Genomic DNA, 7,651 nt, shown 5'->3' with positions numbered 1-7,651 from the left:
GGCTTTACAAGCACCCTGTTGAGTTCTCAAAGAACAACCACACACCGATCAGAAGACCCAACCAGTGGGCCACCATCCCGGGGCTTTTCGTACCGCGTCCCCGCCGCTCTCGCGCCGGGCACTTTTACTACGTTACCTCACCGTCTTCGCCGTGTCAAACCGTGTGTCCCGGTCTGTCGTGCTTCGTACGGGTTGGTCCCGGCGCACTCACGCAGCAGCGAACCGCTGCGTCAGGTCGTCGGATTTGGCAGGCCGGCCGCTGCGGTGTCCCGCAGTCTCGCCCGGTGCCCTGCCGGTCGTGAACCTTACCCGGTCGGTTCCGCTGCGCCAAATCCGCCTCGCGGCTGATCCGGTGAGCCCCGCCCGAACCGTGCCCGCAGAGGCGAACCCCTGCCTGACCCGGCTGCCTGCCCGATCCGGTGCTCCAGGTCTTTCGCCCTGTTTGCCCCGTTCCGCGCTGGCAGAGAGAAAGTTACGCGTCCGTGGGTTTGATCGTCAAATCGGGGGGTAGCGTCCCGCGTCACACTGATTCCCCTCCGCGTCGGATCAGCCATCCGGACGCCTCGCCGAGCAGCGGCGGAGGTCAGGACGCCTGCCGTCGGCGGGCGGCGGACCAGGCTCGGATGCCGAGCACACCGACGGTGGTCCCGATGGCCAGGGACGCGGCGATCAGCAGAGCGTGCACCCACAGGAAGCTGGTCGTGGCGCCGTCGGCCACCGTGCCGGAGGCCCAGGATCGCGGGTCCTGCCAGATGGCGACGGCGAACCTCGGCCAGATCACCCAGGTCCAGATCCCGACCCCGACCAGGAAGAGAGCCCACCCTCGCGACAGCACCATGGCAGCCGAGTATGCCAGCGCACCCGATCCGCGAGCTGGCCAAGGACGCAACGGACGCGACGCCCGGACCGCGCGCCGCCGACCGGAGCTGGCACTCCAAGCAGCCCGTGTCCGGCCACGCCGGGGTGGGCAGTGCGAAGCGGGGTGGGCAGTGCGAAGGAGGACAGCTCAGGACCGTCCCCCGGGTAACGTGAGGCCGTGGTCCGGACGGGCAGTTGCGTGTCGGAGGCGGTCGATGTGGTCGACGGCCTGCCGTGCGGTGTCGTGCCCACGGTCCCGGCCAGCTCCGGCGACGGCCGTGAGCACTTCCTGGACGTACTCCGTGCCGGTGGTCTGCGGTACCGCGCCGGCGCGCGATGGCGGACGGCTCGCTGAGCCCTGTTTCCGCTTACCGAGGGGGCCTGTTCGCCCCACTCGGCGCGCGCCCACGCGTGACCCACCCACCCGCATGAGAGGCACCTCGCCATGTCCATCGCACGAATGCTCACCGGCGACCGGCCCACCGGCCGCCTGCACCTTGGCCACTACGTCGGCAGCATCGCCAACCGGGTGCGGCTGCACCAGCGCTACGAGAGCTTCTTCATCATCGCTGACCTGCACATGCTGACCACCCGCAACCGCCGGGAGGACATCGACCAGGTCTCCGGCAATGCCCGCGAGATGGTGACCGACATCCTCGCCGCCGGCGTCGACCCGGCGCGTGCCACGTTCTACCTCCAGTCGGCAATTCCGGAGGTCGGCGACCTCAACACGCTTCTGCAGAACCTGGTGACCGTTCCCCGGCTGGAACGGGTGCCCTCGTTGAAGGACATGGCCCGCGACGCGGGCAAGGAGGAAATGCCGTACGGGCTGCTCGGTTATCCGGTGCTCCAGGCGGCGGACATCCTGTGCGTGAAGGGGGAGGTGGTCCCGGTCGGCCGGGACAACGCCGCCCACGTCGAGGTGACCCGGGAGATCGCCCGCCGCTTCAACCACCTGTACGGGGCGGTGTTCCCGGTGCCCGAGCTGATCCCGGCGGACACGCCCAGTCTGGTGGGCACCGACGGCACGGCCAAGATGAGCAAGAGTCGGGGCAACACGATCGCGTTGTCGGACGACGCGGCGACGGTGCGCCGCAAGGTGTGCGGGATGTACACCGACCCGAGCCGGGTGCGGGCCGACGTGCCGGGGACGGTGGAGGGCAACCCGGTCTTCGCGTACCACGAGGTGTTCAACCCGGACCGTGCCGAGGTGGCCGACCTGGCCGACCGTTACCGGGCCGGTCAGGTGGGTGACGTGGAGGTCAAGGAGCGGCTGGTCGTCGCGCTGGAGACGTTCCTGGCGCCGATCCGGGAGCGCCGGGCCGCGATCGAGGCCGACCGGGGACTTGTCGATCGGCTGATCGTCGAGGGCACCGAGCGGACCCGGCAGGAGGTACGCCAGACCCTGACGGAGGTACGCCGGGCGATGGGGCTGACCGGGGCGTACCAGCAGATGCGGCGGCGGGCCGAGCGGACCCGGCGCCGGACGGACGCCCCGGCCTGATGTGGGCGATCGGGTCTCCTCGTTGCCACGGGGAGACCCGACGTGCCCCCGGGGGGCGCAGAATGACCCTGCTGGCGATGCGGCGTACCGGGACGCGTTGGCGCTGGTCGGCACCGAGCCGGAACGAGCGGACCTGCTGCGTCGGCTGGCATCCGTCGACGAGGAGTGAGCGGATTCCCGCTGTACCCTTCCTCGATGACTCTGCCTCTGCCGCCCGGTGAGTTCGCCGCGTACCTGTTCGACTGCGACGGCACCATCGTCGACTCGATGCCGCTGCACTACGTGGCGTGGCGGCGGGCGCTCGACGAGTGGGGCTGCGAGTTCCCGGAGGACCTCTTCTACGCCTGGGGTGGCCGGCCGACCGCCGACATCATCGTCGAGCTGAACGAGCGGCAGGGTCTGGCGATGCCGGTGGCGACCGTCGTCGAGAACCGCGAGCGCATCTACCAGGAGTTGCTGCCGCAGGTCGCCGCCGTGCCCGAGGTGGTGGCGCACATCCACGACGCGCACCGCCGGGTGCCGTTCGCCGTCGTCTCCGGCAGCACCCGGGCCACGGTCACCGCCTCCCTCGACGCGCTCGGTCTGCTGGACCGCTTCGACGTGCTGGTGTGCGCCGAGGACTACACGCGGGCCAAGCCCGACCCGGAGGCGTTCCTGCTCGCGGCGCGGCAGCTCGGCGTGCCCCCGGGCTCCTGCCTGGTCTTCGAGGACACCGACCTGGGCATCCAGGCCGCGACGGCGGCCGGGATGGCTTCGGTACGCGTCCCGCAACAGCGCGTCGGCTGACCCTCAGGCGATCGTCAGCAGCAGCTTGCCCAGGTAGGAGCTCTCCAGGCGCTTGTGCGCCTCCCGCACCTTGCCCAGCGGGAACGTCTCGGCGACGTGCACCACGAACGGCCCGGCCTCGATGAGTTCGTTGAGGCGCTGCAACTGTCCGCGGTTGGCCACACCGTCGTACGCCCGGACCGACACACCGGACCGTTCGCGCGGTTCCGGCCGCACCCCGTGGGCGTACGCGACGACCCCGCCGTCGGACAGCGTCTCGGTGAGCCGGTCCAGCGTCTTCCCGCCGGCCATCGCCAGGATGCCGTCCACTCCTTCCGGGGCCGCGTCCCGGATCGTCGCGAGCACCTCGTCGGCGTCGGCGTGGCCGTCGAGAGACACGTCGGCGCCGAGGCGGGTCATCAGTGCGACCCCGTCGCTGCCGGAGGCCACCGCGATCACGTTGAGCCCCTGTCGCTTGGCCAACTGCACGGCCAGGTGGCCCTGCCCACCGCTCGCACCGAAGATCAACAGCCAGGCGCCCGGCGGCAGGCTGAGGGTGTCCAGCCCGGCCAGCGCGGTCAGCGCGTCGGTGGGCATCGCACCGGCGTGCTCGGCCGGCACACCGTCGGGCAGCCTCGCGACGTACTCGGCCTTGACGGCCGCGTACTCGGCGTAGAAGCCGCCCTTCGGTCGGCTGGTGGCGGCGGCGTAGACCAGGTCACCCACCGCGAGATCGGTCACCTGGCTGCCGACCGCGATGACGGTTCCGGCGCCGTCCGGGCCGGGCACGATCGGAAACTCGGTGCCCTCGGGCACCAGCATGCCCTGCCGCTCGTAGACGTCCCACACGCCCACGCCGGCGCTCAGGACCTTGATCAGCACCTCGTCGGCGGCGGCCTCGGGTACCGGAAGTTTCCGCAGGGTGATCACCTCCGGCCCGCCGAACTCGTCCAGCGCCGCAGCCTGCATCCGCTCTGGCACGTCCGCGTCAACCATGTGGGCTTCCTCTCCGGGCCGGCGTCACCGTCGCAGCATGCCGGCTCGGCGGCGAGCCCGGCCCGGTGCTCGGTGCCGTTCACCCACAAGGGCGACCGGCCGCAGTCGGTGCACCCCCGAGGGCGTGTTTCGACGGTGTGGCGAAGTGCTCGGCATGTCCTCGTCGTACGACGCGGGCTCGTTCACGGCCGAGCGCTGCGCGGCCGCCATCGGGCGGGCGTGGCAGCCATGCTCAACAACCTGACCGGCGGTGTCTTCATGCTGGAGTACGAATTGCAGTGAACGGGGCGGGCATATCTTGCCCATCAATCGGTGAATGACTATGTTATCGATAACATAGCGATCGTTGCGGGAGCCTCGCCGCTCGCGCGGACCCTCGGGCAGTGTCCGCGCAATCCACGTTCCCGGCCGCGTCGTCCAGGCGACCACGGCCCCACGCGCACGGGCATCGCGCATTCGCCATCCCGCATGCGGTCGCCGGGTGCCAGGCCCCCGTCCGGGCACACCTCGACCCGTCAGGACCGGGTGGCCGACGGCCGGCGAACGTCGACACCCCATTCACCACAGCGCCAGCATGGCGAGGAGTCTCCTGATGAGTTCGCACGGTTTCCCACGAACACGGCGACGGGTCGGCCTGGTCGCCGGCGCGGTGGCCCTGATGGTCACCGCGGGCATGATGGTCGCCGGCAACGCCCAGGCCGCGGCCGGCTGCCAAGTGGCGTATGCCGTCCCGTCCCAGTGGCAGGGCGGCTTCACCGCCGACGTGAAGGTCACCAACCTCGGTGACGCGGTCAACGGCTGGAGCCTGAGCTGGGCCTTCCCGTCCGGCCAGCGGGTGACCCAGGCGTGGAACGCCACCGTCACCTCCTCGGGCGACCAGGTCACCGCGAAGAACGTGAGCTACAACGCCGCCATCGGCACGAACGCCTCCGTCTCCTTCGGCTTCAACGGGTCCTGGACGGGCAGCAACACCGCGCCGGCCTCGTTCGCCCTCAACGGCGTCACGTGCACCGGAAGTGTGGGCGGCACGCCGTCCCCGACCCCGACCGTCACCCCGTCCCCGACGCCGACGACATCCCCGTCCACGTCTCCGTCCCCGTCACCCGGCGGTGACGCGGCGGCGACGGTGGCGGCGATGCAGCCCGGCTGGAACGTGGGCAACACCCTCGACGCCATCCCGGACGAGACCGCATGGGGCAATCCGCTGATCACCCAGGCCATGCTGCACGAGGTACGGGCACAGGGGTACAACAGCATCCGGATCCCGATCACGTGGAGCAACCACCACGGTCCGGCGCCGACGTACACCATCGACCCGGTCTGGTTGAGCCGGGTCCAGCAGGTGGTCGACTGGTCGCTGGCCGAGGGCCTGTACGTGATGATCAACCTCCATCACGACTCCTGGCAGTGGATCAACGGCTACCCGGGCGACCGCACGAACGTGATGAACCGCTACACCGCGCTGTGGACCCAGATCGCCACGAGGTTCCGCGACCACTCGTCGAAGCTCGTCTTCGAGAACATCAACGAACCGCAGTTCACCGGCACCTCGGGCGACGCCCAGAGCGACGAGGTGCTGCGCGAGCTCCACGTCGCGTTCGTCCGCCTCGTCCGCCAGTCCGGCGGGACCAACGCCACCCGACTGCTGGTGCTGCCCACCCTCAACACCAACTCCAACCAGGCTCAGCTCGACGCGCTGGCGACCACGATCGCGCAGCTGAACGACCGCAACATCGCGGCGACCGTCCACTTCTACGGGTGGTGGCCGTTCAGCGTGAACATCGCCGACGGCACCCGTTACGACACCAACGTCGAGCAGGACATGGTCGACGGCTTCGACCGGGTGCGCAACACCTTCGCGGCGCGGGGTGTACCGGTGATCGTGGGCGAGTGGGGTCTGCTCAGCTACGACTACACCCGACCCGGCATCATCGAACGCGGCGAGCTGCTGAAGTTCTTCGAGGCCGTCGGCTACCAGGCCCGGATCAGGAAGTTCACCACCATGCTCTGGGACGCGGGGTCGTTCCTCAACCGCAACACCCTGCAGTGGCGGGACCCGGGCCTGCTGGCACTGATGAAGACGAGCGTGACCACCAGGTCGGCCACGGCCTCCTCGGATCAGGTCTACGTACGCCGCACCGGCACCATCACCAGCAGGACCCTCACGCTGAACCTGAACGGCGCCTCGTTCCAGGGACTGCGGCAGGGCAGCACCAACCTCGTCAACGGCACCGACTACACGGTCTCCGGGACCACGCTCACCCTGACCAGCTCGGCGCTGACCCGGCTGGTCGGCAACCGCGCCCCCGGTGTGAACGCGACCATCGAGGCCCGCTTCTCGCAGGGCGTGCCGTGGCAGATCAGCATCATCTCCTACGACCCGCCGACCCAGGCCGCCGCCACCGGGACGACCGCCTCCTTCACCATCCCCACCCAGTTCCGAGGTGACCAGCTCGCCACGATGGAGGCCAGGTACGCCGACGGCTCTGCCGCCGGGCCGGCGAACTGGACCACCTACAAGGAGTTCTGGAGCACCTTCCAGCCTGACTACGCGGCGAACACGATCCTGTTGAAGCCCGAGTTCTTCGCCGAGGTCAACGATGGTCCGGTCATTCTCACCTTCCATTTCTGGAGCGGAACGCAGATCACCTACCGGCTGACCAAGTCCGGTGGCACGGTCACCGGCAGCGTCGGCTGACGACGCCTCGGTCGCCGTTCGCACGACGTCCGAGGACCGGCACGGCCGTCCTGCGTGCAGCGCACCGGGGCGGCCGTGCCGGCCTGTTCGGAGGGCCCACGATGACGGTCCGACGCCTTCAAGGCATCGAGGTTGATGGTTTGGGAGCGCTCCCGTAACATACCCGACGCGGCTGTTAACGCTCACCTAACAATGATTCCCACGAATGTGGAGGCCGCCATCCCGTCAGGAGGGTGCTTGATGACCATATTTAGAGCGACCAATGTCGGCCTCGTCTCGGCCGGTGTCGCGTTGCTGGCGTCGGCCACGGTCGTCGTGGCGATGCCGGCCGGTGCCGCCGCAGCGGGCTGCTCGGTGAACTACGCCGTGTCGTCGCAGTGGCAGGGCGGGTTCGGTGCCAACGTGACGATCACGAACCTCGGTGATCCGTTGAGCAGTTGGACGTTGACGTGGTCGTACAGCGCCGGGCAGACGGTGACGCAGTCGTGGAACACGACGTTGACGCAGAGCGGTGCGGCGGTGACCGCGCGCAACGTGAGCTACAACGGTTCGGTCGCGACCAACGGCACGGTGTCGTTCGGCTTCAACGGGTCCTGGACGAGCAGCAACCCGGCCCCGACGAGCTTCGCCCTGAACGGCGTGACCTGCAACGGTGGCACCACGCCGACGCCACCGGTGACCGACACGCCCGCACCGCCGACGACCCCACCGCCCACCACGCCACCGCCCACGACACCGCCGCCCACCACGCCGCCCCCGGGCGGCACGTGTGATCTGCCGTCGTCGTACCGGTGGTCGTCGACCGGCGCGTTGGCGCAGCCGAAGTCGGG

Annotated in this window: 8 protein-coding genes; 6 read left to right on the top strand and 2 right to left on the bottom strand. The window is 69.6% G+C overall.

What is annotated here, in order from left to right; genetic code table 11:
- Positions 1 to 583: 583 nt before the first annotated feature.
- Positions 584 to 838, bottom strand: a complete 255-nt coding sequence (locus tag ABZU53_RS31525; RefSeq protein WP_354862999.1) for a hypothetical protein — start codon at positions 836 to 838, stop codon at positions 584 to 586.
- 198 nt (positions 839 to 1,036) lie between these two features.
- On the opposite strand from ABZU53_RS31525, the gene ABZU53_RS31520 reads away from it, so the two are divergent.
- The 3 genes from ABZU53_RS31520 (at position 1,037) to ABZU53_RS31510 (ending at position 3,148) form a co-directional block, all read left to right on the top strand.
- A complete protein-coding gene (locus ABZU53_RS31520) occupies positions 1,037 to 1,213 on the top strand; it encodes a hypothetical protein (RefSeq protein ID WP_354862997.1) in 177 nt (58 codons plus the stop codon).
- A 90-nt stretch (positions 1,214 to 1,303) separates the two neighbouring features.
- Complete coding sequence (trpS, locus tag ABZU53_RS31515) at positions 1,304 to 2,362, top strand: tryptophan--tRNA ligase (RefSeq protein ID WP_355069216.1); 1,059 nt, start codon at positions 1,304 to 1,306, stop codon at positions 2,360 to 2,362.
- Positions 2,363 to 2,557: 195 nt separating this feature from the next.
- Positions 2,558 to 3,148: an HAD-IA family hydrolase gene (locus ABZU53_RS31510; protein WP_354862992.1), complete on the top strand. Its 591-nt coding sequence runs from the start codon at positions 2,558 to 2,560 to the stop codon at positions 3,146 to 3,148.
- A gap of 3 nt (positions 3,149 to 3,151) precedes the next feature.
- On the opposite strand, the gene ABZU53_RS31505 is transcribed toward ABZU53_RS31510, so the two are convergent.
- The gene (locus ABZU53_RS31505; RefSeq protein WP_354862991.1) at positions 3,152 to 4,123 is read right to left on the bottom strand and encodes an NADP-dependent oxidoreductase; all 972 of its coding nucleotides are present in this window, start codon (positions 4,121 to 4,123) and stop codon (positions 3,152 to 3,154) included.
- Positions 4,124 to 4,195: 72 nt separating this feature from the next.
- On the opposite strand from ABZU53_RS31505, the gene ABZU53_RS31500 reads away from it, so the two are divergent.
- The 3 genes from ABZU53_RS31500 to ABZU53_RS31490 form a co-directional block, all read left to right on the top strand.
- Positions 4,196 to 4,405: a hypothetical protein gene (locus ABZU53_RS31500; RefSeq protein WP_355069215.1), complete on the top strand. Its 210-nt coding sequence runs from the start codon at positions 4,196 to 4,198 to the stop codon at positions 4,403 to 4,405.
- Positions 4,406 to 4,715: 310 nt separating this feature from the next.
- A complete protein-coding gene (locus tag ABZU53_RS31495; protein WP_355069214.1) occupies positions 4,716 to 6,821 on the top strand; it encodes a cellulase family glycosylhydrolase in 2,106 nt (701 codons plus the stop codon).
- A gap of 240 nt (positions 6,822 to 7,061) precedes the next feature.
- Positions 7,062 to 7,651: cellulose binding domain-containing protein (locus ABZU53_RS31490; protein WP_355069212.1), on the top strand; the 590-nt coding region annotated here is incomplete at its 3' end.

Source organism: Micromonospora sp. NPDC005194 (genome assembly GCF_040608335.1).
Classification (GTDB): domain Bacteria; phylum Actinomycetota; class Actinomycetes; order Mycobacteriales; family Micromonosporaceae; genus Micromonospora.
Note: the sequence above shows the minus strand (reverse complement) of the source record. Positions and strands in the feature narration are given on the sequence as shown.